This is a genomic window from Pseudoalteromonas sp. MMG010, from assembly GCF_018100905.1.
GTDB lineage: Bacteria > Pseudomonadota > Gammaproteobacteria > Enterobacterales > Alteromonadaceae > Pseudoalteromonas.
Genome location: NZ_JAGJEG010000001.1, coordinates 107,669 through 129,873, shown reverse-complemented (window position 1 = coordinate 129,873; position 22,205 = coordinate 107,669). Strand labels below are relative to the sequence as shown.

Genomic DNA, 22,205 nt, shown 5'->3' with positions numbered 1-22,205 from the left:
TAACGACAATTAAAAAGGGAGCTTTATGCTCCCTTTTTAATTATATTTAAGCTTCTTTTTTTTCAGTATCTGTCACTAATTCTAAATTTTCGGCTTTTTTAGTTTTTATAGGTGCTTTGGATGTTGTATCTTTTGCTCCTTTAAGTACCGCCATAAAATCATCTTTACTCTTTGCTATTTCTAGGGCAAGCGATTCAACTTGTTGCTCACTTAATGGCACATCTACTTTTTCTAGCATTAGCTCCAGTGATTCGGCAATATCAAGCATTTTGTCATATGCATCTGCCTCTTTTTTGGTCGTAAACGTCATACGCTCCACTCCGTTTCGTTCTACAACATATTTAACAACAACAGCCATGATCTCTCCTGCTTACTTGTATAAAATTTATTTCCACCTAGTTTACACTGTTTTTATATACAGTAAAGAGGGTGGGGCTCATCTTTGACGAAAAACGAATATTTAATTATTGATTGGTTGACAATAAAGAAGAGTTTTACTTTAGTTAAATAGTTACTCTTTAAGCTGGAAATAGGGAGTCGGCATAGATGACAGCATGTATAAATTTGAGGCTGTAAGTGCTTATTTATTACTAAATATAAAATACATAAATCAATAAGGAAGAATTATGCAATTTTTAAAATATATACTATTGGTAAGTATACTCAGTATGGTTTCAGTCAGTAATTTATATGCAGCCGAAACGATGCAAAGTGTTGAGCAGCAGTTAAAAGTTAATATTAATACGGCCAGTGTCGATGAGCTAGTTATGTTACCGGGTATTGGTAAGAAAAAGGCACAAATGCTCATTGATTTTCGTGAAAAAAATGGCGAATTTACTGATATTCAACAAATAACAGATATAAAAGGTTTTGGTACGAAACTATTAACAAAATTACAAGATAAGATTGTATTAAAATAAGCAATAAGTGAGCTGAGTTTAAGTTGCTCAGCTCACTTTAAAAAACGTAAAATACGCTATTTAATGTTCGGTATTCGTTGTTAATACCTGCGATAAATGTTTTTTTGCAAACATAATTTCTATAGGTGTTGTAATTAAAGGGTAGCTTAGCCCAACTAACAGTAAAAAGGGGACAAGTAACCAGCCTTCAAATACATTTAAAATAAAAAATACTGGAAATATAAAACATAGCTTAATTATTTTAAGAAGTATTGTATTCACCGGAGAAAGTAAAGCTAATGCCTGAGCAACCGTTTGTTGGCGTTGACGTAACTTTAGATGTTTAAGCTCACTAATTTGGCTTGTAAAAAATATAAACATTATAATGACTTATTATTTATAATGCGTGCAGCAACAAGCGTTATTAACGTAACAAGCGTGCTTGCAAATATAATCTGCATCCACTGTGGCATACTTAATGTCATAAATACCCAGTCAATATTACCGCAATCACCAGTGGCTTCAAAAAACCATGGTTGCCAATGATGTAATGGCATAAAGTTTGGAAAGTTAGGTTCAAACTCACAACTAAATGCAAAGGGATCGGTTGTTGTTTGCATGGCAATGTGTTCGCGTGCCAACATAAAGCCCCAAATACTTGCAACACCCCAAATAGTAAAGGCTATCATACGGCATATTAAATTATTGGGTTTAATAGAACCAACTATTCCAGCGACAAATAATCCTAAAACAGCACTTCTTTGATAAATGCACATGATGCATGGTGCTAACCCCATTTGATATTGAAAAAATAACGCGATGAGTTCAAGGCCTAAGATAATTACTGAAAATAGTAACCATGGTGCGCGTTGAGTGCTTAAGTTTGCCAACCAGTTCATATTTTATCCATTTAACATTAAGGGCTTAGATTATGACATTAGAGGTTTATAAACTTCAAGTTAATGTATAAAAGCGACTTGCGTCGCTTTAAACAAAAAATTTAATGACCGTTAACGACAGTAGGGGCTAAACCACTGTGATGCTGTATTAACCCCCATTGATAAAGAAGTTCGGTCATATCATTTAGTCCCACATAGGTGAATGTTAACCCTACAATTGTTAAAACAATCGTATAAGGCAGTGCCATATATACCATGCGACCATATGACAGGCGAAGTACTGGTGCTAACGTTGAAGTTAATAAAAACAAAAAGGCGGCTTGACCATTTGGGGTGGCGACACTCGGTAAATTGGTACCTGTGTTAATGGCAACAGCAAGTAAATCAAATTGGTCTCGAGTTATTTGTCCTGCTTGCAATGCCGCAGCGACTTCGTTGATATAAACAGTACCAACAAATACATTATCGCTTACCATGGATAATAAGCCGTTTGCTATAAAAAACATTACCAATTGCAATTGACCTTCGAAAGTCAGCACCCAAGTAATTACAGGGGTGAATAAGTGTTGATCAATAATAACGGCGACAATAGCAAAGAATACACAAAGTAAGGCAGTAAAAGGTAATGCTTCTTCAAATGCTTTACCTAATTGATGCTCTTCAATAATGCCTGCAGAGGCAGTGGCTAAAATAATAACAGATAACCCAATAAGGCCAACTGTTGCCAAATGCAGTGCAAGTCCTATGATTAACCAAATAGCAATAAGTGACTGTATAGCTAAATTTACTTTGTCTCGTTTGGTACGCTTTTTATCTAAAGTTTGCGCTTCATTTTTTAAAATGGCGTGAATACTATCGGGTAATTTTGCCCCATATCCAAATGTTTTGGTTTTTTCTAACAAAAAGGTGGTAGCAAGACCGGCTATAAAGACGGGCAGTGTTATAGGTAACATTCTGAAAAAGAATTCACCAAAAAGCCAACTAGCTCGCTCGGCAATAATTAGATTTTGTGGTTCACCAACCATAGTACAAACGCCGCCTAAAGCAGTACCAATGGATGCATGCATTAATAAATTTCTCAAAAAGGCACGAAAATCTTCTAAATCTTTACGATTAATGTCATGAACTTGATTATCATCATTAATGTCATGTTCGCTAGATGAATCTTTACCTGACGCCACTTTGTGATAAATACTATAAAACCCCATAGCAACAGCGATTACAACCGCCATAACCGTTAAGGCATCTAAAAATGCAGACAAGAAAGCAGCTGCACAGGTAAATGCTAAGGATAAGATTGTTTTGTTTCTGACAGTGACAACTAACTTAGTAAAAATATAAAGCAGCAAGTCTTTCATAAAATAGATCCCCGCAACCATAAAGATTAGCAGGAGGATCACATCGAGATTTTGTGCAATTTCATGCTCAACTTGAGCAGCGCTAGTCATGCCAATTAGCAAAGCCTCTATTGCCAGTAAGCCACCTGGCTGTAACGGGTAACATTTTAGCGCCATGGCGAGAGTAAAAATAAATTCTAAAACGAGCACCCAACCAGCTAAGTAGGCGTTAATTTCAAAGAGTATTGGATTAATAACAAGGAAAGCGATAATAGTGTACTTATACCATTTAGGCGCATTCCCTAAAAAATTTTTAAATGTAGCGTTTACAACACTCTGTTGCATGGGGGGTCCTTGTTATTAGACTGACTATTTTGCTGATATTTGTTAAGTTAATTCAGCTAAGTCTTGGTGTAAACAAAAAGTTTAATTATTACTTAAGGTAAGATGAATATAAGGTAATTAGCAATAGCAAACTTTTTAATGTTTTTAATCTTGTATAGCGTGTTTATTTAATTCGCTCTTTACTTGTTAGTTATGTTTCATCTGGTACAATCTGTCAGTTAACACTATAAAGTTGTGCCTATAATTAATATAAGTAGGAATTGAATGAGAATTTTTAAAGCGAAAAGCCCAGCAGGATTTGCTGAAGAATATATAGTCGAGTCAATCTGGAACGGAGGCTTTGCGCCTGGATCAATTCTACCTGCAGAGCGAGAGTTATCAGAGCTTATTGGTGTAACAAGAACGACGCTGCGTGAAGTTTTACAGCGCTTAGCTCGTGATGGCTGGTTAACAATTCAACATGGTAAGCCAACAAGAGTAAATAATTTCTGGGAAACATCAGGTCTAAACATTTTAGAAACGTTAGCACGACTAGATGAAGATAAAATGCCTGAGTTAACAGATCAATTATTATCGGCACGAACTAATATTAGTGCTATATACACACGTGCAGCTATTAAATTAAACCCTGAGCGTGTGATTGAAATATTATCGCAAAGCGATGAGTTAGAAGACAGCGCGCAAGCCTTTGCTGATTATGATTATAAAGTACATTATGAACTTGCTGTAGCAGGAAATAATAAAATATATGTATTAATTTTAAATGGCTTTAAAGGTTTTTATTCTAAAATAGGCTGCCATTATTTTTCTGATGAACGTACGCGTGAGCTAGCTAGACAGTTCTATAAAGATTTAACCGTATTAGCGCAAAATAATGAGCATGATGGTGCTATTTCGATGATGCGTAAATATGGTCATCAAACCGGTGAGATTTGGCAACAAATTCGCGGTGATATGCCCACAGATATTATGGACTAATAGTTAAAACCTGCACTTGCAGGTTTTTTTATACCGACCAATATTAAGATAATACTATCTTAATATTGTTGTTCGAAAATATCGATGGTCACTATCGATTTATCCTATTGTTATTTTGTATTTCATCACTCTACAATACTGGGAATTATATGTTTTACTATTGATTTAATAAAAATAGTACCCATATAACCATCAGTATTGCATATGCAATCGACAACAAACTCAAAATATTTGGAGAATAAAATGGGTGTATTAGTAGGCCGCCAGGCACCAGACTTTACCGCTGCAGCAGTTTTAGGTAATGGTGAAATTGTAGATAGCTATAACCTTCACGAAACAATTAAAGGTAAAAAAGCAGTAATCTTCTTTTACCCACTAGATTTCACGTTTGTATGTCCTTCTGAGCTAATTGCATTTGATAAGCGTTATGAAGAGTTCCAAAAGCGCGGTGTTGAAGTGATCGGTGTATCAATTGATTCACAGTTCTCACATAATGCATGGCGTAAAACTGCCGTTGCTGACGGTGGTATTGGTGAAGTTAAATATGCACTTGTTGCTGATGTTAAACACGAAATTTGTAAAGCATATGACGTAGAGCATCCAGAAGCGGGTGTTGCTTTTCGTGGGTCTTTCTTAATCGACGAAGAAGGTAACGTACGTCACCAAGTAGTTAACGATCTACCTCTTGGCCGTAACATTGATGAAATGATTCGTATGGTTGATGCGCTAGCATTCCATAGTGAAAACGGTGAAGTATGTCCTGCAGGTTGGACTGAAGGTAAAAAAGGAATGGATGCAAGCCCTGAAGGTGTTGCTAAGTTCTTATCTGAAAATGAAGGCGAGCTATAATTTAGCCCTTTGTTCATCATAAAAAAACCGCCATTTGGCGGTTTTTTTTTATTTTCACTTGTTAAACTTTATGTTTCATCAAGCGCTCTTTTTCGCGAGACCAGTCTTTATTTTTACCGTCTTCACGCTTGTCATGCATTTTTTTACCTTTTGCAAGATGAAACTCTAGCTTCACCCAGCATTTTTTCCAATACATTGCAGTTGCAACTAACGAATAGCCATCACGTTCGGTCGCACCGACTAGACGGTCTAGCTCTCGTCTACTCAATAATAATTTGCGATAACGTAAAGGGTCGCAAATTACATGGGTTGATGCACTGTTTAAAGGGGTAATTTGACTACCGAGTAAAAATGCTTCGCCGTTTTTTAAATGAATATAAGTTTCAGAGATATTTACTTTACCGGCTCGGATGCTTTTTACTTCCCAGCCTTGTAGTTCAACACCTGCTTCAAACTTGTCGTGTAAAAAATACTCATGTCGTGCTTTTTTGTTTAGCGCGATGGTATTACTTGTCGATTTAGATGATTTTTTCTTAGCCATAGTGGCCTATATTATACGTAAAGCATCTTATTTTACATTGATTTTTTACTAATCTAGTAAATCTGTTGAAAATAATAGGAGCAAGATCAAAATTTGGGAATATTGTTAAAGCTTGCTAAAATTCGCCAACACAGTTGGGAGTGAATATGCCACAAATAGAGAAAAGTGCGCTGGTTATGTACAGCAGCAAAGAGATGTTCGATTTAGTTAATGATATTAATGCGTACCCGCAATTTTTACCAAATTGTTCAGATGCGAAAATTATTTCACAACACGATACTCAGATGACTGCAAGTTTAGAAATTTCCAAAGCAGGAATTAAAAAGTGGTTTACGACACAAAATACATTGGTTGACGATAGCACGGTTGATTTACGTTTAGTTGATGGGCCGTTTAAGCGATTAGAAGGGCGTTGGTATTTTCAAACGCTTGATGAACAGGCGTGCAAAGTCATGCTTAAATTAGAATTTGAGTTTTCTAGTAAATTAATAGAAATTGCGTTTGGTAAAATTTTTAATGACGTTGCCACTAATATGGTTAGTGCATTTACAGAGCGCGCCAAACAGGTTTATGGGATAAGAAGATGATACAAGTCGAAGTTGTTTATGCATTGCCAGATAAAGCCGTAAGCATTCCTTTAGAAGTTGTAAAGGGCTGCACTGCAGAGCAGGCTGTATTGCAATGTGGTGTGATAGAGCAGTTTTCGGAGTTAGACCCTAACGCTTTAACACTTGGGGTGTGGAATCGAACGTGCAAATTAAACCAAGAATTAAAACAAGGTGACCGTGTAGAGATATATCGCCCGTTAATTGCCGATCCTAAAGACGCACGCCGTAAACGAGCGGAAAAGGCAAAAGAAGAAGGTCGTGCTAATAAAATAACTGGGGGTAGGGCGTTAGAACGCTAGGTATTAAAAAGGTGAGCTAATGCTCACCTTTTTAATATTATTCTTGCTCTAATGGGGTATTAAACTCTTCAGGTTCTTTGTAATCACCCGAAAGAGAAACCAAGCGTTTATTTTCGAAATTAAGGGTTAACGATTTACGCTGTTCATTGTCACGGCCGATATTAAAGCTATATACGTAACGCCATACCGTTTTATCAAATGCATCTTCAGCAACCGGTTTTCCTAACACAAATATAACCTGCTCTTGTGTCATATTTATACGCAGTTTATCAACATCAGATTGTTCTAAAAAGTTGCCTTGAGGTATGTTAATTCTATAAACCCAACTTGAGCAACCAGCTAAAGAGCTAAAGGTAAATGTAATAATTAACAAAAGAGAAAATGTTTTTAACGACTGCATTGTGAGTTGTGATCCTTATTTTTTATAAACTGCATAATACCGATTAGTCACTGAAGGTAAAACCTTTTTAAGCAATTGTTTTTAATTTAGCTGATATTTTTAAGGCTAATTCATAACGCTTGATTTAGGACTCGGATTCATTCAGGCTAATAAACGAGTAACCAGAATATTTAATACAACGATAAAGCAATATCGCTCGCTGCATGAGGTTAGTTTTGACAGCAAAATCTGAAAAAAGTTTAATTATCTCAAAAAGTAATAACTCGGCTGAACCATTATGGTTTTTATACATTGTAGAAACACGTTACGGGGCTTGGTATACAGGGATAACAACGGATGTAAATAAACGCTTAGCGACACATCAAGCTGGCAAAGGAGCAAAAAATTTAAAAGGTAAAGGGCCTTTAGTGCTTATACACCAACAGGCGGTGGGTAATAAAAGTGAAGCGAGTAAACTTGAGTATGCAATTAAAAAATTATCACGGGCAAAAAAACAACAATATGTATACGATTTTAAATTGAATGTAAAAGAGGGCTCGTTGCATTTACACTAATCACGCGCTTTTAATTAATCAATTAAAAAGGGTTACATGTTAAATGTAACCCTTTTATCTACTTTAGCGATTCGTTGTTGAATTAACGATGCTTTTCAAATGTGTCTACTAATTTATCCAGTGTTTGCGCACTGTTCACAAGCTCTCCAATGGCTTTCTCAGTGTTAAATTGCTCATTTAGTGTGGTATCACTTATATCACTGATTTGTTCAATATTTTGGCTAATATCATGAACAACATTGCTTTGTTGCTCTGTCGCAGTAGCAATTAAAGTGGCCATATCATTTACTTGATTCGCATTTTCTGAAATCGCATCGAGTAATTCAACAGAGCTTTGCATTGATTGAACGCTTTCTTGGGCTTGGCTCTTAGAGTGGTTAATTTCGCTGACAACTTGTTCAGATATAACAGTAAGTTCTTCAATCATTTTCTGAATTTCATTTGTAGATTGTGAAGTTCTATTAGCCAGCGCCCTTACTTCATCAGCAACCACGGCAAACCCTCTGCCATGTTCGCCGGCTCTAGCTGATTCAATCGCCGCATTTAATGCAAGTAGGTTAGTTTGCTCTGAGATCCCACTGATCGAATCAACAATACTGGCAATATCGAGGGTCTTTTGTGAAAGCGAAGTGACTTGCTCAGTTATCATATCTATATCGGTTGCTAAAGAGGTGATCGCTTTTTGACTATTCATGACTTGATCATGAGTTTGCGATGTATTTTCACGGCTGGTGTCTGTGAGTTTTGCCGTTGTAGCTGCACTTTGTGCTATATCTTGCACCGTGCTACCCATTTCATTTATAGCCGCAGCAACAGAGATTGTTTGCTCTTTTTGAGTATCTAATGCACTTGAGTTACGTTTAGATTGTTGAAAAACATGATCACAAGAGTTTTTAATATCATGGCTTTCATTTGCGACTTGATTAATCGCCGTTTCTATTTTTTCTATAAATTGATTAAATCCATTACTTAAACTCTCAAGTTCAGATTGGTTTGAGGGCGGTAATCTGTACGCTAAATTTGCATCACCCGTGCCTAAACGTGAGAATAAAGATGCCATATTTGATAATGGTGATGCCAAAGAACGAGCAAGTAAATAACTCATTACACTCGCAATAAGAGCCACTATAATTGTGGCTGTTATAATAAGCCCTTGTAATTCATTAATACTGGCAAATACCTCACTTTTAGGCACTTGCGCGACAACAAATAAATGTGTGTTGGCAATAGGCGTTGCCGCTAAAAAAACATCTTCTGAGTCGACTGTCACTTCTTGCAATGAGAAATGATTATTGCGTAACAGTTGCTGATGAATATTCTCACCATACAGTGAATCTATATTTACTTTGGCAACTTTTTCAGAATCTTTATGTAGTTGTATCAAGCCATTATTATCAGCAATAAATACAAAACCAGTTTGCTCAATTTTAAATTGCAAAAGTAGTTTTTGCATATCTGTGATGCTTTTAGCTAGGCCGGCTAACCCTTTTCCGTTAAGTTGTTGATGATTAATAAACATCTTTACATCATTTTCAGATTCTTGGTAAATGCTTATTAAGTTTGCGTTATTCGAATTAGTAAAAGTGTAAAACCAACCATCGGCAGCATCTTTTTTTAGCACTCTTAGAAAACCATCTTGATTCCAATATTGTGCTGTTTCTCTATTAGCCCATGATGCAGTGACTAAATCATGTTGTTTTACCAAACGATTAAGCTCTTTTAATAGAAGTGTTTCGTCATTACTTTGAGAGTTTGCCCAATTGAGAATAAACTCATTTGATGACAGTTGTTCTGCGGCATTAACTAAGGTATTTATTTCGCCTTCGATACGATTACTGATCGTTTGTAAATGGCCGGGTAACTCTGAGTTAACTAATCGATTTTGCATTATATCTTTTGCTGAATATAAAGAGATTAATCCGATTAACAGCGCAACAGATAAGGCAATACCACTGCCTAATGCAGTTATTTTTTGAGTAATACTAAATTTTTTTATCATAATAGTTAATTTTATGAACAACATTTTAAAAATTTATGTTAGCACATTATATCTCTTGTGCTAATTAGAGTGATTACTTTAATTAGATTATTTTTAAGTAATGATTGAATTTTACGGTATATAAAAATAGAACATATAGAAAAAGCCCACTGCAATAGCAAGTGGGCTTGGTTTCTAACAAGCGAAATCGTTAGTTTGCTTAGTTTTTAGCAAACATATTAAACAATCTTTTTCATTGCTGACATGTAGCCACGTAATTTAGTACCAATCACTTCTACTGGGTGTTCACGTAGTGCTTTATTTATTTCAATAAGTGTTTGGTTATCTACTTGGTTGCTTTGTCCTTGTAAGCCTTTGCCGATAACATCAGTGTCAATATCTTGCATAAAATCAGCAAGTAATGGTAAACATGCATGGTTGTATAAGTAACAACCGTACTCTGCTGTATCTGAAATTGTTGCATTCATCTCGTAAAGCTTTTTACGAGCAATCGTATTGGCAATTAATGGCGTTTCATGAAGCGACTCGTAATAAGCTGATTCGGCAATAATACCTGCAGCAGTCATTGTCTCAAATGCAAGCTCTACACCTGCTTTAACCATTGCAACCATTAAAATACCGTTATCAAAAAACTCTTGCTCTGAAATTTCAACATCGCCCGCAGGTGTTTTTTCGAAGTTAGTTTCTGCGGTTTCTGCACGCCATTTTAATAGGTTGGCATCATCATTATCCCAATCTTCCATCATGACACGTGAAAATGTCCCATTAATAATGTCATCTTGGTGTTTGTTGTAAAGTGGGCGCATGATAACTTTAAGCTCTTCACTTAATTCAAATGCTTTTACTTTAGCTGGGTTTGATAAGCGGTCTAGCATGTTGGTTACACCACCGTACTTTAATGCTTCTGTAATCACTTCCCAGCCATATTGAATTAATTTAGATGCGTAGCCAGCATCAATCCCTTTTTCAACCATCTTGTCAAAACAAAGGATTGAACCGGTTTGTAACATGCCACATAAAATGGTTTGCTCGCCCATTAAATCAGATTTAACTTCAGCAATAAAAGACGATTTAAGTACACCAGCACGGTCACCACCGGTCCCTGCTGCATAAGCTTTAGCTTGTGCTAAACCATGGCCTTGAGGGTCATTTTCTGGGTGAACAGCAATAAGTGTAGGTACACCAAAGCCACGTTTGTATTCTTCACGTACTTCAGAACCTGGGCATTTAGGTGCAACCATAATAACGGTAATATCTTCTCTTACCTGCATGCCTTCTTCAACAATATTAAAGCCATGTGAGTAAGCTAGCGTAGAGCCTTGTTTCATTAATGGCATGATTGCATTAACTACTGCGGTATGTTGCTTATCTGGCGTTAAATTAAGAACCACATCAGCGGTTGGGATTAATTCTTGGTAAGTACCAACGGTAAACCCATTTTCTGAAGCATTTAAAAATGATTGGCGACGCTCTTTTATTGCAGATTCACGTAATGTGTAAGATACATCTAGACCTGAATCTCGTAAATTTAAACCTTGGTTTAAACCTTGTGCACCACAACCAACAATAACAAGCTTTTTGCCTTTAAGTGCATTTACACCGTCTGAAAATTCACTTGCGTCCATAAATTGGCATTGTGCTAATTGTGCTAATTGCTCGCGTAAAGGTAAGGTATTGAAATAATTCGCCATGTTAGTTGTCCTATATTGTCATGTTTGTTAGATGCAAAGAGTTTCTTTGCTTGGTGATACCTTATGAAATTTTTATACTTGCGTAAAATGATATATTTGAATTAAAGTGTTTCATAATATGAAATACGAGGTGTTTATGGATCACAAGCATTTAAATTACTTTTTAGCGTTAGCTAAAACATTACATTTTGCCAGAGCCAGTGAGCTGTGCCATATCAGTGCGCCTACTTTAAGTCGTAATATTAAGCAACTCGAGGAGGAAGTAGGGGTTACATTATTTGCCAGAGATAATAGAAGCGTTAAATTAACACAAGCAGGCAGTGCATTTATTGATTATGCCACCGCAACACTTGTGAATTGGCAACGTTTTAAAGTGGGTGTCAATGAGCCTCAACAACATATATATGGTGAGGTAAGTATTTATTGTTCGGTTACTGCATCGTATAGCTTTTTACACCAAATTTTAGAGCAGTTACGCGCACAACATCAACATATTGAAATAAAACTTAACACAGGCGACCCTGCTGTTGCGATTAACCGGGTATTAGATGGGCATGAATCGATGGCGATCGCTGCAAAGCCCGATAAGCTTCCTCTACAGGTGGCATTTATTAGTATTGGGTATTCGCCGTTAGTGTTAATAGCGCCTAAAATTGTATGTCCAATTACCGATAAGCTTGCCCAAGCTGGGCAAAATATTAATTTTTCTGAGCTTGAATTTATAGTGCCTGAGCAAGGTTTTGCACGAAAGCGTACAGAGCAATGGTGGCGTAAAAATAACATTAACAGTAAAATTTATGCTCAAGTGGCAGGCCACGAAGCAATGGTCTCCATGGTTAGTCTAGGTTTAGGCGTTGCGATGGTCCCTAAAATTGTGCTGGATAATAGCCCGCTCAAAGAAAAAGTACAGGTGATCACTGATTATGAGCATCCAATAAGAGGGTTTGAAGTGGGTTTGGCCGTATTAAAAAAAGAATTAAATGATTCAGCTATTAATGCCTTGTGGCATATTGCGCAAAACTTAACTGTATCGACTATATAGTAGACGATAGAAGCTTAATTTAGTGAAATAGTGTTATTTCTATTGCGTATTAGTTTACAGTTAATTAGCATAGTGTACTGATAATAAAAATAAACAACATTGAAGTATATATTATGAATCATGCTGTAACGCTTGCACACTCTGCTCAATACTTAAAAAAAGCGATTCCTTTATTAATAAAGAACAAGATGCCTGTTACACCGATAAACTATGCTCTTTGGTATAGTTATGTTGTAGGAAATCACCCACAATTAAACGTTGAGCTAGACGCGATTATCGAAAAAGAGAGCACCTGTTCTCAAGAGCAAGCCAAAGTATTATTTGATACCCACTTAAGCACTGAAGACTTAGCGTATTTTCAAAAAATTTCTGAAAAATTTGAAACAACAATACATCAAATGCAACACGATATAAGTTACACCTTAGATCGTTCAAAAAGCTTTGCTACCGCTTTAGTTGACTCTCAAAACGAATTGACTCAGTTATCATCGGAGCAATCATTTGATGAAATTTTAGGGTGCGTAGAGCGCTTAACTGATGAATCAATTGAAATGCAAGATTGTGCTCGTGAATTTCAAACTAAATTAGCGTTAGCTTATAACGAAATAAAAGAATTGAAAGAAGCCCTTAATTTATCACAAAAAGCTGCTGATACTGATCAACTTACTGACTTTTATAACCGAAGAAAGTTTGATGCTGATATCACTAAGTTTTGTGCAGAAGTATCGGCACAGCCTAATGATAATCGTTTAGCTGTATTAATTATGTTCGATATTGATCACTTTAAACGCTTTAATGATGAGTTTGGCCATCAAAAAGGGGATGAAGTATTAAAGCTTGTTGCTAAACGAGTAAAAAAGAATACACCAGATACGGTCAAGGTTTATCGCTATGGTGGCGAAGAGTTTTGTATTACCGGGTATTTTGATGCAATTAACGATGTGATGGCATTTTCTGAGCGTATCCGGTTAGATATTGCTAAACTATCTGTGCGTAAAAAGGTTGATTCTAGTTCTAAACGAGCAATTTCAGCAAGTTTTGGTATTGCTTTAATGCGTCCATTTTCAAATAGTAATGTACTTATTGAAAGAGCCGACAGAGCTTTATATTTAGCAAAAACACATGGACGTAATCGTATTGAAATAGCGCCTGATATTTAATTATGTTAGTTGTATTTTGTGCGCTTACGGTGTGTTGCAAGCGAACACTAATAGCTCTTTATTAATTCCCCCTCATTTTAGTCTTCTCGTTGAGACTTGGTTTACTTAGTGACACACCGATAAAATTTAACATCACTTTATGTCGCTTGTACTGTGTCAGCTTTTGTTAAATCACCCTCCTTTTTTATTGCTCTTGAAGTAGTGGCATTAACATTTTTTCAAGGCCATTTAATTTAACTTCGTACATCAAAGCTAATTGCTCACCGAGTACTGTGTTTGGAAAACCTTGTTGTTTAAACCACACGAGATAGGGCTCAGGTAAAAGTAATAAAGGTCGACCGGCATACTTACCAAAGGGCATTTTTGTATTGATGGCTAATTTTAGTGCGTTGGTATCCATAAAGAGGTCTGTTACAAATGTTACAAGGGATAATAAAATAGGCTGTGACGGGCAAGAAACAGCCTATTGAGAGAGGGAGTAGGCCCTCAGAAATTTATGATTGCAAACAGGCTACTTTTAACACCCAATAAATATTGAATGAAAGATATAAAAAACAGCTATCTACAGCGCACCAATACTACGCTAATTAATGATTATTTGGCTATTGGTTCGGCCAGAAAAAACGCAATATAATAGCAATAAAGCAAAAAATGAGAGTAAATAACTAGCCAAAAAGTACTGCTAATTTAAGTTTTGCTTAACATGCTCAGCAAAACCACTTCCGGCCTCTAAATAAAAGTTATAGGTAGAATGAACTCCCATTGCTTCAAGTTCTTTTTGTTGATCGGGATAATTTGCAATTGCAGTAACTTGTCCTGTGTAGCCAGAGGCTTGAAGCTGCTCTAATGCAAATATATTTTGCATATGTTTTGGCATGGCTAACATAACGGTTTCTACTTTGGAGTGATTTACTCGTTGCCAAAAATCAGGATCGGTGGCATCTGCAAGTAAGACTTTGCGCCCTCGTTTTATATGCTTATCGACAACTTCGGGCTTAATATCAATACCGGCAACAATACCTGGGTGTGAAATATTAATCGTTTCATAAGCACCAGTCCCTATTCGACCCATGCCAAAAATAACTATCTTTGTGTTATGGAGGTTAACAGGTAGTTCTTCAGCTAATCGTGTTTTACTCTCAAATTTTAGTAACCAGTGTTCTATTTTTACATAGATCTCATTTGAACGTTTATTAATTGGCGAGGCGATAATAAATGTGATCGCCACAGCAATGGCCATAACGGCTAGCCACTCAGACGTTATTAAAGCGTTTGTTGCTGCTACGGCGCAAACGATAAGTCCAAATTCACTGTAGTTTGATAGACTAAAGGAAGTGAGTAATGAAGTACGAGCTCTTAATTTGAACATATTGGTAAATAGATAATAAAATAATACCTTAATGGGTAATATTAAAATTAATATCAGTGCGACTAACAAAGAGTGTGTTGTTAATTCGGCATTTAAGCCAATGCTTAAAAAGAAACCCACTAATAGAATATCTTTTACGTTAAGCAAAGACTTTGATAACTCACCTGCTTTTTTATGAGGCGCAAATATCATACCTATAATCAGCGCACCTAAATCACCTTTTAAACCGGCAAATTCAAACGCATGATAACCGGCTACCAAGGCAAAGAAAAAACCAAATAAAGGTAATAGTTCACCATGCTTTGAGCGATTTAGTACCCAATATAAAACAGGGCGAAGTAGTGGAAGGGCGATTAATAAAACAAGCGCCCATATATTGGGTACTTTACCTGTGCTGATAGCTAAGAATATTACGGCAAAAATATCTTGCATGACCAAAATGCCGATAGCCACCTTACCGTGTAAACTTGCCATTTCACCGCGCTCTTCAAGTACTTTTACAGCAAAAACTGTACTGGAGAAGCTAAGTGCAAACCCAACTAATAATGCACTTTGCCAACTTAAATCAACAAATAAAGGGAGCGCAAACATACCTAGTAGCAGCATAAAGCCACTAAATAATGCACTACTAAATACAATATGTAGGGTGGCAGGGGCCCATACTTGCGGTTTAATTAAATTAGCAACTTTGAGTTTTAAACCAATACTAAATAATAATAATGTAACCCCTAGGGCAGCGATTTTATCTAATAGTTCGGTGCTATCGTAACCCGCTAAATTTAATGCAAAGCCCGCTAATAGAAACCCGATTAAAGGAGGTAGTCTGAGTTGGTAAACTGCAAAGCCACATATAAATGCGCTAGCAAAATAAATAAGTTCCATAATAGATATATTTGCGTGTTGGTGGTGCTCAGTGTAGCGAAAAACAACGGTGTTTGAAAATATATAAATACGGCGATGATGATTTAGATTAAATTGTTGTGTTGAGTGGTTAAATAATCAGCAGTAAAGATGTGTTCGCTATAAAAAGGGTGATAAATACAATTTTTTCACTGACATTAGCATTTAAATGTGGTTAAGATGCCATAACGACGTATTTTAGGTGGGTTAAAAGGTAGAAAAACCTGCTTAAGGGGAAATAAATGTTTAAAAAACTTCTTGCATCAGTTGGTATCGGTGCAGCAAAAGTAGATACCATTTTAGAAACAGAGCATTTGCAACCAGGGCAGTTATTTAATGCCCAAATAGTAATTAGTGCAGGCGATGTGGCACAAGAAATTGCGGGTTTAGATTTACTTCTAATGACTCGGGTTAAAGTACAATCAGAGGATGGTGATTATTTTACAAATCAAGTAATAGATCAATGGCGTATTACTGATATTGGGTCTATTGAGCCTGGTGATGTTAAAACAATTCCTTTTGAAGCTAGACTTCATTCAGAAACCCCAATCACTGAAATTAATGCCGGTTACAACCAATCACATGTTTGGCTTGAAACAGGCCTAGATATTGATTTAGCTCTTGATCCTACCGATAAAGACCATTTACATATTTATCCGAACGATGCGGTTAATACCTGTATGCAAGCAATGGAGAAACTCGGATTTAGTTTAGTCAAAGCCGATGTTGAGAAAGGCTATCTAAAAGCAAGTACTTTCCAATCGGTATCGGGGTGTTATCAAGAGTTAGAATATAGACCCAATAGCCGTAGTTTATTTGGTATTCAAGAAATTGAGTTGTCATTTGTTCCCGAAGCACATAAAACTCACGTTTTAATTGAACTTGATAGAGCATTTAGAAGTGATGGATATGTCGATTTAACCATTGAGCATGATCACGTTAATTTATCGCAACTGTGTGATCAGCTAGAGCGGTTATTCGCTTAAGCGACTGCTATTTTAAAGAGATAGCCCAGCGAAAGCTGGGTTTTTTAATGACGAGACAATAATGATGGCATTTCACAGTCAAAATTTTAACCAATTAACCAACCATACATTGTTTAATATTATACGTAGCCGAGTTGATGTATTTGTAGTTGAACAAAATTGCGCTTATCCAGAATTAGACGATCAAGATATTGATATTAATACCCAACATATTTACTGGTTAGAAGAAGGTAAGATAGGGGCTTATGCGCGCTGCTATGATAAGAATGTGAGTTATAGTGCAATTGGGCGTGTACTGGTTTGCGAGCCATTTAGAAATAAAGGATTAGCCAGAAAGCTGGTATTACAGGCGATTGAATGTTGTCAAAAACAATGGCCGGATAAAGACATTTATATTGGCGCTCAAACCTATTTAATTGATTTTTATAAATCATTTGGTTTCACGGTGACGGGGAATGACTACTTAGAAGATGGAATACCTCACCAAGATATGATTTTAAACATGAAATAAAAACCCGAATAACGGGTTTTTATTTCATTGATTCATTAGCTTAATAGCGAGTGTAAAAATACCAAGCCAATGGCGCATGGGCATACAAACTTTGTATACCAAGGCCATATCTTCCAAAACAAAGTATTATGCACGCTAGGGTTACCTTGTTGAATCGCTTTTAATAACGAACTTCTGTACCAAATCCAGCCTACAAATAAACAACACATTAATCCAAGTAATGGTTGTGCTATTTTTGTGGTAATCGTGATCACTAAACCAAATAGTGAGCCCAAATTACACACAATGACAACACTGACAAGGGCAATGAGCGCCCCAATGAGCCAGGTGGCATGAAGGCGCTTTACAGAAAAACGCTCAACAGTGTATGAAACAGGCGCTTCAAGCATTGAAATAGACGATGTAAGAGCGGCAATACTCATAAGTGCAAAAAAGGCAAAGCCGATGTAAAGCCCTGCGTTACCCATGCCGTCAAATAGAGCTGGGAGCACTTGAAAAACTAATGTGTCTTCTGAGAGTAGCTCACCTGTTGCAGAAAATATTTCTACGCCCTGAGCTTGCGCTACATACATTGCTGGTATAATTAATAAACCCGCAACAAAAGCGATAAATACATCGATCAGCGTGACATAAGCGCCCAGTGATACGAGATTTTCTTTTTTACTGATATAAGAGCCATAAATGATCATCACGCTGGTACCTAATGATAATGAGAAAAATGCTTGCCCTAAAGCACTCACTAACAAATTAGCATCTAAAATTGATGAAAAGTCGGGTATTAAGTAAGCTTGTAAGCCTTCAATAGCGCCATCTTGAGTCATAACGTAAGCAATTAATGCAAATAAAATTAGCAAAAGTGCAGGCATTAGGCGTTTTGACCATTTTTCGATGCCATTTTCAACACCACGGCTAATGATTAAAATAGTCAAAGCTATAAAAATAAGAGTAAATAATACATTGCGTATTAACGACTGTTCACCAAGCCAGGTGGCTGTTTGATTTAAACCGACAACAGAGGCAATGGGTTCTAAAGTCGCGCTGAGCATCCAACCTGCAACAATAGCATAAAAACTCAAAATAAAGCCCGCGCATAAAATACCGCCGAAACCAACCATAAAAGCAAAATGCTTTTGCCATTTATGTGCCGATATTTTCTTTAATGAGGTAACCGCATTCGCTTGACCATGACGACCTATTATTAATTCGGCCATTAATGCTGGGTAAGCTAAAAAGAATGCAAGTACAAGGTAGGCAATTAAAAATGCAGCGCCTCCATTACTGGCTGTTTGGGTGGGGAAGCCCCATATATTGCCTAATCCGACGGCAGAGCCAGCCGCTGCCATAATAAAACCAAAGCGTGAGCTAAACTCGCCTCTTACTGCACTCATATTTATTCTCTTGTAGTGTTTATGCGCTGATAATTTACTGGAAATAACGCGAAATAAAAAGCGCTTATTACAACAGAATCAATAAATAAGTCGATTAATGTTAACATCAGCACAAATTTAAATGTGAAAGGCTAAAACAAGGCACTATTACGTTTTATTTAATGCAATATATAATTTAAAGCATGCGCCTTTTAATCGTTTACTTTGTTCTACGCAGACTTTACCTTGATGCCAATCAGCTACTTTGTTAACGATAGCCAATCCTAAGCCATAACTTTGATTTGATCTATTTCGATGAGTTTGTTCTTTAAAAAAAGGACTAAAGACATTTTTAAAGTTTTCTTTATCAACACCAGGACCGTCGTCTTCGACACTGATTACTAAAAAATAATCATTTATTTTGATATTAATATGAATCTGTGTACGAGCAAAATCACATGCATTTGATATTAAGTTGGTAATGGCCCTTGCTAACCAATGTAAATCGGCCTCTATGTCAGCATCGCACGCAGATACTGTTATTTTTAAATCTTCTGCATTTACTTTAGGTGATAACTGTTGAACTATTTGTTCAATATAATCATTAATATTGGTGGTTGAATATGTCAGTTTATTCGCGTTTTGCTCAAGGGTGGCAAAGGCTAAATAACTTTTTAACATAGACTCCATTTGGTCTAGATCGGTTTCCATACGAAATAAATATTGTTTAATTTTTTTAACGTCTTGTGTCGCTAATGCAGCATCAACGCCGAATCGTAAACAAGCAATAGGAGTTCGAATATCGTGGGATAAACTGGAGGCAATCAATTTATTTTCGGCGACGAGTTTTTCAATTTGACTTGCCATTTTATTAAATGTTAATTCAACGTCTTTAATATATGTAAAATGCGACACTTTGATACGTGCTTGCGTATTACCAGTAGCAAATGCTTTAGCGGTATTATTTAAAACAGTTAATCGCCTTGATAACGGGTATACAATAAAACCCATTAATAAGCACAAACCACTGTAAAATATTAAGGTGAGTAGTACATCATTACGTTGTTGTGTTTCTCGTACTTTATCTAAACGCATATTTAAGTGATAAGGGTGTAATAGCTCATCACTGTAGAGCATATAAAACCCTTTTTTATCTTGTAAAATAAGTCCATCGGCCGAATGCATTTGTAACAAAAGTGAAGGAGGAAGGGCTAAGGTTGAATTCGCTTTATAATCTAGCTGTAACTTAAAGTCATTCGCTAATTGAGTTACAAAGTGTTCTCTTTGCGAAGTAGGGACGTTAGCTAATTGCTTAGAGAACCCGGCGATTAATTTACTTTGCACACTAAACTCATCTTTAGTTTGATGAGTGTGTTGGCTAAATGTATCAATTAACCAACCAAGCATGACTATAGAGAGTAAGGCGCAGCTGATAAAAGAGAGATAGAATTTCTTCATTTATTTTATGCTCTATGTATTACCATGCACTTGGTACAAATAAATAACCGCGTCCCCAGATAGTTTTAATTTTTTCTGGGTGCTGGGGATCATCATGAATTTTTTTTCGTAAAGCTGAAATTAACACATCAACACTTCTATCTAAACCGTCGTACTCCCTGCCTTTAGTCGCTTTAAAAACAGCATCACGAGAAACAACATGCCCAGCGTTTGCAGCTAAATAATGCAACAATAAATATTCAGCCGTTGATATATTTATATTTTCGCCATCGATTAATATATTACGCGAGTCAGTATTGATTTCTAACTTACCAATTTGAATGATTTTTTCTGTGCTAAGTTGAGTGTGTGACTCTATAGGTTGACGAAGTGCGGCTTTTATTCTGGCCAGTAAAGCTCTAGGGCGAATAGGTTTCATTATATAGTCGCTGGCACCGACCTCTAAGCCAATAACTTCATCCATTTCTTCATCACGCGCTGTTAGCATGATAATGGGAGCTTTATAAAAAGTTCTTAGCTTACGACACACACTTATTCCGTCTTCACCGGGTAGCATAATGTCGAGTAAAATAATGTGAGGGTTTAATTTTTTCACTTGCTCTACCACTTCATCACCACGGTGGCATATATCAATGGCATAACCTTGCTCGGTTAAATATTCGCCTACCCATTGTGCAAGAGAATGATCATCTTCTACTAATAAAATACGGCCGTAATTATCCATATATCCTCTGATTTCGTTAGATTAAAACAGTCGCCAGCGGCGTTTTATTTGTCGATTTTGATATACCCATTGCAGCTTTACCTCGGCACTTGAGAGTACTTTAGAAGTATTACTATCGTATATTTCAAACGTGATACTTGTTGCTGAGTCAAACGAATAGTTAAAACTCCCTGTGCGTTGCTTTAACCAACATTGCATAATATATTTGGTCGTGGCGTTACGTAGGCAGTAATTGCCAATTTTTGGTTGTTGCCAGGTAAGAATAACATCAGTATAACAATTTCTTCCTTCACGTAGCGCAACACATGTATCTGGCTTTGCTATCAAAGAAGTGAGTATTTCGGACTCTGCCTGAGCCCAAAGAGGAAAAAACAATAGCAGTAAGCAATGCCACTTAAAATACATAACGTACGCCTACTTTTACTTTATGTTGATATCCTTGTTTGATAATAGGGCTATTTTCAATTTCTTTAGAAAACCAGGTTGATAGCCAACCAGTTAAAAAGACCCAATTACGATTTAATGGGTATTCACCGTGGATTTCAAATTTAACGCTACTACTTGTATCGGTTGAATATTCTGCTCGCTTTAAAGTCGCTTCCTGTGCGTTAATACCAAAATAGTAGTTGGTAAACTTCTCTGAGTAGGCGCTGATGCCTATACCTGTTCGCAATTCCCAATTACGCCAAGGTATAATTTGACTAACAAATGAGTTAAATACCCATCCATTATGTGAACCTGAAATATCATATAGGTATTCAAATGAGATCTGTGAGTTGTCGAAGCGTCGAGATAGGCGTAATCCCGCATCAAAATCGTAATTACGTGGCTGTATATTAACCAGTGCTTCTATTTTGTTGCCATTGTAGCGTTTTAATCCTTTTTCATCGAGCCCAGCCTGCACATTAGTGGCTAAAATGTCGAGCCCCCAGTCATACTTATCGATTAAGCTATAACCTATAATTAGCCCGCCACTGAGTTGATGATGATCGATATCTAGGTAAAACTTATTATACGAAACGGCTAAATTTAAATCTAACTCGACCCCATCATCATACGAAGACATACCAATTAAATAGGTATCTTCTACATAGTAACTCGCTCCAACACTCCAGTCCCAGGCAAAACCATGAGTGGGCTCGAGCGTGTTATCAGCATAGTAGCGGTTGCTCGCTAATGATTGCGACGTGTAAACAGCGGTTAAAAATAGAATGTATGGTGCTATTTTCTTTACAAGAGCGCAGCGCATCATAAGCAATATTCCGATTTTTCGAATTTATATGCTGTAG

Annotated in this window: 25 protein-coding genes; 10 read left to right on the top strand and 15 right to left on the bottom strand. The window is 36.6% G+C overall.

What is annotated here, in order from left to right; all coding sequences use genetic code 11:
* Positions 1 to 46: 46 nt before the first annotated feature.
* Positions 47 to 358, bottom strand: coding sequence for a YebG family protein (locus tag J8L70_RS00650; protein ID WP_211053544.1), 312 nt, complete (start codon positions 356 to 358; stop codon positions 47 to 49).
* A 268-nt stretch (positions 359 to 626) separates the two neighbouring features.
* Between J8L70_RS00650 and J8L70_RS00645 the strand changes: the two genes are divergently transcribed.
* Positions 627 to 920: a ComEA family DNA-binding protein gene (locus tag J8L70_RS00645; protein ID WP_247664639.1), complete on the top strand. Its 294-nt coding sequence runs from the start codon at positions 627 to 629 to the stop codon at positions 918 to 920.
* Positions 921 to 980: 60 nt separating this feature from the next.
* Here J8L70_RS00645 and J8L70_RS00640 read toward each other — a convergent pair whose 3' ends face one another.
* The 3 genes from J8L70_RS00640 to nhaB form a co-directional block, all read right to left on the bottom strand.
* On the bottom strand, positions 981 to 1,280 hold the full coding sequence (locus tag J8L70_RS00640) for a DUF6170 family protein (protein WP_211053543.1): 300 nt from the start codon (positions 1,278 to 1,280) through the stop codon (positions 981 to 983).
* Positions 1,280 to 1,798, bottom strand: a complete 519-nt coding sequence (gene dsbB, locus J8L70_RS00635) for a disulfide bond formation protein DsbB (protein WP_211053542.1) — start codon at positions 1,796 to 1,798, stop codon at positions 1,280 to 1,282. Before dsbB ends, J8L70_RS00640 begins: the two co-directional genes overlap by 1 nt.
* Before the next feature lie 101 nt (positions 1,799 to 1,899).
* On the bottom strand, positions 1,900 to 3,480 hold the full coding sequence (gene nhaB / locus J8L70_RS00630; protein WP_211053541.1) for a sodium/proton antiporter NhaB: 1,581 nt from the start codon (positions 3,478 to 3,480) through the stop codon (positions 1,900 to 1,902).
* Between the two features lie 264 nt (positions 3,481 to 3,744).
* Between nhaB and fadR the strand changes: the two genes are divergently transcribed.
* A complete protein-coding gene (gene fadR / locus J8L70_RS00625; RefSeq protein WP_211053540.1) occupies positions 3,745 to 4,458 on the top strand; it encodes a fatty acid metabolism transcriptional regulator FadR in 714 nt (237 codons plus the stop codon).
* Between the two features lie 243 nt (positions 4,459 to 4,701).
* Positions 4,702 to 5,307 carry a peroxiredoxin C gene (locus J8L70_RS00620; protein ID WP_211053539.1) on the top strand — a complete coding sequence of 202 codons (606 nt, stop codon included), beginning with the start codon at positions 4,702 to 4,704 and terminating at the stop codon, positions 5,305 to 5,307.
* Between the two features lie 61 nt (positions 5,308 to 5,368).
* On the opposite strand, the gene smpB is transcribed toward J8L70_RS00620, so the two are convergent.
* Positions 5,369 to 5,848 carry an SsrA-binding protein SmpB gene (smpB, locus tag J8L70_RS00615; protein ID WP_211053538.1) on the bottom strand — a complete coding sequence of 160 codons (480 nt, stop codon included), beginning with the start codon at positions 5,846 to 5,848 and terminating at the stop codon, positions 5,369 to 5,371.
* Between the two features lie 146 nt (positions 5,849 to 5,994).
* Here smpB and J8L70_RS00610 point away from each other — a divergent pair, with 146 nt between their 5' ends.
* On the top strand, positions 5,995 to 6,435 hold the full coding sequence (locus J8L70_RS00610; protein ID WP_211053537.1) for a type II toxin-antitoxin system RatA family toxin: 441 nt from the start codon (positions 5,995 to 5,997) through the stop codon (positions 6,433 to 6,435).
* The gene (locus J8L70_RS00605; RefSeq protein WP_211053536.1) at positions 6,432 to 6,755 is read left to right on the top strand and encodes an RnfH family protein; all 324 of its coding nucleotides are present in this window, start codon (positions 6,432 to 6,434) and stop codon (positions 6,753 to 6,755) included. The genes J8L70_RS00610 and J8L70_RS00605 overlap by 4 nt, the downstream gene beginning before the upstream one ends.
* Before the next feature lie 37 nt (positions 6,756 to 6,792).
* On the opposite strand, the gene bamE is transcribed toward J8L70_RS00605, so the two are convergent.
* On the bottom strand, positions 6,793 to 7,155 hold the full coding sequence (bamE, locus tag J8L70_RS00600; RefSeq protein ID WP_211053535.1) for an outer membrane protein assembly factor BamE: 363 nt from the start codon (positions 7,153 to 7,155) through the stop codon (positions 6,793 to 6,795).
* 215 nt (positions 7,156 to 7,370) lie between these two features.
* On the opposite strand from bamE, the gene J8L70_RS00595 reads away from it, so the two are divergent.
* Entirely contained in the window at positions 7,371 to 7,709 is a 339-nt protein-coding gene (locus tag J8L70_RS00595) for a GIY-YIG nuclease family protein (RefSeq protein WP_211053534.1), read from the top strand.
* A gap of 82 nt (positions 7,710 to 7,791) precedes the next feature.
* Here J8L70_RS00595 and J8L70_RS00590 read toward each other — a convergent pair whose 3' ends face one another.
* A complete protein-coding gene (locus J8L70_RS00590) occupies positions 7,792 to 9,708 on the bottom strand; it encodes a methyl-accepting chemotaxis protein (RefSeq protein WP_211053533.1) in 1,917 nt (638 codons plus the stop codon).
* A 218-nt stretch (positions 9,709 to 9,926) separates the two neighbouring features.
* A complete protein-coding gene (gene ilvC / locus J8L70_RS00585; RefSeq protein WP_211053532.1) occupies positions 9,927 to 11,399 on the bottom strand; it encodes a ketol-acid reductoisomerase in 1,473 nt (490 codons plus the stop codon).
* 136 nt (positions 11,400 to 11,535) lie between these two features.
* Between ilvC and ilvY the strand changes: the two genes are divergently transcribed.
* Positions 11,536 to 12,441: an HTH-type transcriptional activator IlvY gene (gene ilvY, locus J8L70_RS00580; protein ID WP_211053531.1), complete on the top strand. Its 906-nt coding sequence runs from the start codon at positions 11,536 to 11,538 to the stop codon at positions 12,439 to 12,441.
* A 113-nt stretch (positions 12,442 to 12,554) separates the two neighbouring features.
* On the top strand, positions 12,555 to 13,601 hold the full coding sequence (locus tag J8L70_RS00575; protein WP_211053530.1) for a GGDEF domain-containing protein: 1,047 nt from the start codon (positions 12,555 to 12,557) through the stop codon (positions 13,599 to 13,601).
* A gap of 184 nt (positions 13,602 to 13,785) precedes the next feature.
* Here the strand turns inward: J8L70_RS00575 and J8L70_RS00570 are convergent, their stop codons facing one another.
* Positions 13,786 to 14,001 carry a DUF3820 family protein gene (locus J8L70_RS00570; RefSeq protein WP_211053529.1) on the bottom strand — a complete coding sequence of 72 codons (216 nt, stop codon included), beginning with the start codon at positions 13,999 to 14,001 and terminating at the stop codon, positions 13,786 to 13,788.
* Positions 14,002 to 14,283: 282 nt separating this feature from the next.
* Positions 14,284 to 15,852: a cation:proton antiporter family protein gene (locus J8L70_RS00565; protein WP_211053528.1), complete on the bottom strand. Its 1,569-nt coding sequence runs from the start codon at positions 15,850 to 15,852 to the stop codon at positions 14,284 to 14,286.
* A 260-nt stretch (positions 15,853 to 16,112) separates the two neighbouring features.
* Here J8L70_RS00565 and J8L70_RS00560 point away from each other — a divergent pair, with 260 nt between their 5' ends.
* Entirely contained in the window at positions 16,113 to 16,856 is a 744-nt protein-coding gene (locus J8L70_RS00560; protein WP_211053527.1) for a sporulation protein, read from the top strand.
* Between the two features lie 64 nt (positions 16,857 to 16,920).
* Positions 16,921 to 17,367 carry a GNAT family N-acetyltransferase gene (locus tag J8L70_RS00555; RefSeq protein WP_211053985.1) on the top strand — a complete coding sequence of 149 codons (447 nt, stop codon included), beginning with the start codon at positions 16,921 to 16,923 and terminating at the stop codon, positions 17,365 to 17,367.
* A 35-nt stretch (positions 17,368 to 17,402) separates the two neighbouring features.
* Here the strand turns inward: J8L70_RS00555 and J8L70_RS00550 are convergent, their stop codons facing one another.
* The 5 genes from J8L70_RS00550 to J8L70_RS00530 all read right to left on the bottom strand — a co-directional run bounded on the left by J8L70_RS00550 (position 17,403) and on the right by J8L70_RS00530 (position 22,168).
* Positions 17,403 to 18,755: a sodium-dependent transporter gene (locus J8L70_RS00550; RefSeq protein WP_211053526.1), complete on the bottom strand. Its 1,353-nt coding sequence runs from the start codon at positions 18,753 to 18,755 to the stop codon at positions 17,403 to 17,405.
* A gap of 147 nt (positions 18,756 to 18,902) precedes the next feature.
* Complete coding sequence (locus J8L70_RS00545) at positions 18,903 to 20,192, bottom strand: HAMP domain-containing sensor histidine kinase (protein ID WP_211053525.1); 1,290 nt, start codon at positions 20,190 to 20,192, stop codon at positions 18,903 to 18,905.
* A 19-nt stretch (positions 20,193 to 20,211) separates the two neighbouring features.
* Positions 20,212 to 20,916 carry a response regulator transcription factor gene (locus J8L70_RS00540; protein ID WP_211053524.1) on the bottom strand — a complete coding sequence of 235 codons (705 nt, stop codon included), beginning with the start codon at positions 20,914 to 20,916 and terminating at the stop codon, positions 20,212 to 20,214.
* A gap of 21 nt (positions 20,917 to 20,937) precedes the next feature.
* On the bottom strand, positions 20,938 to 21,321 hold the full coding sequence (locus tag J8L70_RS00535) for a DUF3019 domain-containing protein (RefSeq protein ID WP_211053523.1): 384 nt from the start codon (positions 21,319 to 21,321) through the stop codon (positions 20,938 to 20,940).
* Positions 21,311 to 22,168 (bottom strand): MipA/OmpV family protein, encoded by an 858-nt coding sequence (locus J8L70_RS00530; protein ID WP_247664638.1) that lies wholly within the window; start codon positions 22,166 to 22,168, stop codon positions 21,311 to 21,313. The genes J8L70_RS00535 and J8L70_RS00530 overlap by 11 nt, the downstream gene beginning before the upstream one ends.
* Between the last annotated feature and the right edge of the window lie 37 nt (positions 22,169 to 22,205).

What these genes read in the sequence shown, in the direction of transcription:
- J8L70_RS00650 (WP_211053544.1), bottom strand. Translation starts at nt 358, where the DNA reads ATGGCTGTTGTTGTTAAATATGTTGTAGAACGAAACGGAGTGGAGCGT.
- J8L70_RS00575 (WP_211053530.1), top strand. Translation starts at nt 12,555, where the DNA reads ATGAATCATGCTGTAACGCTTGCACACTCTGCTCAATACTTAAAAAAA.
- dsbB (WP_211053542.1), bottom strand. Translation starts at nt 1,798, where the DNA reads ATGAACTGGTTGGCAAACTTAAGCACTCAACGCGCACCATGGTTACTA.
- J8L70_RS00590 (WP_211053533.1), bottom strand. Translation starts at nt 9,708, where the DNA reads ATGATAAAAAAATTTAGTATTACTCAAAAAATAACTGCATTAGGCAGT.
- bamE (WP_211053535.1), bottom strand. Translation starts at nt 7,155, where the DNA reads ATGCAGTCGTTAAAAACATTTTCTCTTTTGTTAATTATTACATTTACC.
- J8L70_RS00605 (WP_211053536.1), top strand. Translation starts at nt 6,432, where the DNA reads ATGATACAAGTCGAAGTTGTTTATGCATTGCCAGATAAAGCCGTAAGC.
- ilvY (WP_211053531.1), top strand. Translation starts at nt 11,536, where the DNA reads ATGGATCACAAGCATTTAAATTACTTTTTAGCGTTAGCTAAAACATTA.
- nhaB (WP_211053541.1), bottom strand. Translation starts at nt 3,480, where the DNA reads ATGCAACAGAGTGTTGTAAACGCTACATTTAAAAATTTTTTAGGGAAT.
- J8L70_RS00535 (WP_211053523.1), bottom strand. Translation starts at nt 21,321, where the DNA reads ATGTATTTTAAGTGGCATTGCTTACTGCTATTGTTTTTTCCTCTTTGG.
- J8L70_RS00555 (WP_211053985.1), top strand. Translation starts at nt 16,921, where the DNA reads ATGGCATTTCACAGTCAAAATTTTAACCAATTAACCAACCATACATTG.
- J8L70_RS00565 (WP_211053528.1), bottom strand. Translation starts at nt 15,852, where the DNA reads ATGGAACTTATTTATTTTGCTAGCGCATTTATATGTGGCTTTGCAGTT.
- fadR (WP_211053540.1), top strand. Translation starts at nt 3,745, where the DNA reads ATGAGAATTTTTAAAGCGAAAAGCCCAGCAGGATTTGCTGAAGAATAT.
- J8L70_RS00610 (WP_211053537.1), top strand. Translation starts at nt 5,995, where the DNA reads ATGCCACAAATAGAGAAAAGTGCGCTGGTTATGTACAGCAGCAAAGAG.
- J8L70_RS00550 (WP_211053526.1), bottom strand. Translation starts at nt 18,755, where the DNA reads ATGAGTGCAGTAAGAGGCGAGTTTAGCTCACGCTTTGGTTTTATTATG.
- ilvC (WP_211053532.1), bottom strand. Translation starts at nt 11,399, where the DNA reads ATGGCGAATTATTTCAATACCTTACCTTTACGCGAGCAATTAGCACAA.
- J8L70_RS00540 (WP_211053524.1), bottom strand. Translation starts at nt 20,916, where the DNA reads ATGGATAATTACGGCCGTATTTTATTAGTAGAAGATGATCATTCTCTT.
- J8L70_RS00570 (WP_211053529.1), bottom strand. Translation starts at nt 14,001, where the DNA reads ATGGATACCAACGCACTAAAATTAGCCATCAATACAAAAATGCCCTTT.
- J8L70_RS00640 (WP_211053543.1), bottom strand. Translation starts at nt 1,280, where the DNA reads ATGTTTATATTTTTTACAAGCCAAATTAGTGAGCTTAAACATCTAAAG.
- J8L70_RS00645 (WP_247664639.1), top strand. Translation starts at nt 627, where the DNA reads ATGCAATTTTTAAAATATATACTATTGGTAAGTATACTCAGTATGGTT.
- smpB (WP_211053538.1), bottom strand. Translation starts at nt 5,848, where the DNA reads ATGGCTAAGAAAAAATCATCTAAATCGACAAGTAATACCATCGCGCTA.
- J8L70_RS00560 (WP_211053527.1), top strand. Translation starts at nt 16,113, where the DNA reads ATGTTTAAAAAACTTCTTGCATCAGTTGGTATCGGTGCAGCAAAAGTA.
- J8L70_RS00530 (WP_247664638.1), bottom strand. Translation starts at nt 22,168, where the DNA reads ATGATGCGCTGCGCTCTTGTAAAGAAAATAGCACCATACATTCTATTT.
- J8L70_RS00620 (WP_211053539.1), top strand. Translation starts at nt 4,702, where the DNA reads ATGGGTGTATTAGTAGGCCGCCAGGCACCAGACTTTACCGCTGCAGCA.
- J8L70_RS00545 (WP_211053525.1), bottom strand. Translation starts at nt 20,192, where the DNA reads ATGAAGAAATTCTATCTCTCTTTTATCAGCTGCGCCTTACTCTCTATA.